Below are 333 nucleotides of genomic sequence, written 5' to 3'. Positions count from 1 at the left end.
TCCCAGGTGCGGATGTCTGCGATGAGCTCCTGCAGGCATTCGATGCCGCGGTCTGTGAAGGCCTTGATCCCTTCCTCGGTACCGTTGTCGACCCAGATCATCTCGCCGTAGTCGATGTTGTCGGAATTGGCGCTGACAATCTCGATGAGCTCGCGGTTCTCGCCGATCCTCCTGGCGACTTCATCGAGAGAAAGGAGATGCGTGACGCGGGCCATCAGGCGGCCTCGGCTGACCGGCCTTCCGGCTGGTTCCAGTTCCATGGAAGCAATTCAGGCAGCCGCGAGACCGGCAGGTCGGCGATGCGAGCGATGACATCGGCAAGCCAGGCCTGCG

The 333-nt window shown here is 62.2% G+C and carries 2 protein-coding genes; both read right to left on the bottom strand.

What is annotated here, in order from left to right; genetic code table 11:
* A partial coding sequence (locus CK944_RS22690; RefSeq protein ID WP_103175223.1) for a hypothetical protein occupies nt 1-215 on the bottom strand: 215 nt, incomplete at its 3' end.
* A partial coding sequence (locus tag CK944_RS23090; protein ID WP_146038802.1) for a transposase domain-containing protein occupies nt 215-333 on the bottom strand: 119 nt, incomplete at its 5' end. The genes CK944_RS23090 and CK944_RS22690, both read right to left, overlap by 1 nt.

It is taken from the genome of Paracoccus sp. SY (assembly GCF_002901215.1).
Classification (GTDB): Bacteria; Pseudomonadota; Alphaproteobacteria; order Rhodobacterales; family Rhodobacteraceae; genus Paracoccus; species Paracoccus acridae.
This window is presented reverse-complemented; position numbering and strand designations above follow the sequence as displayed.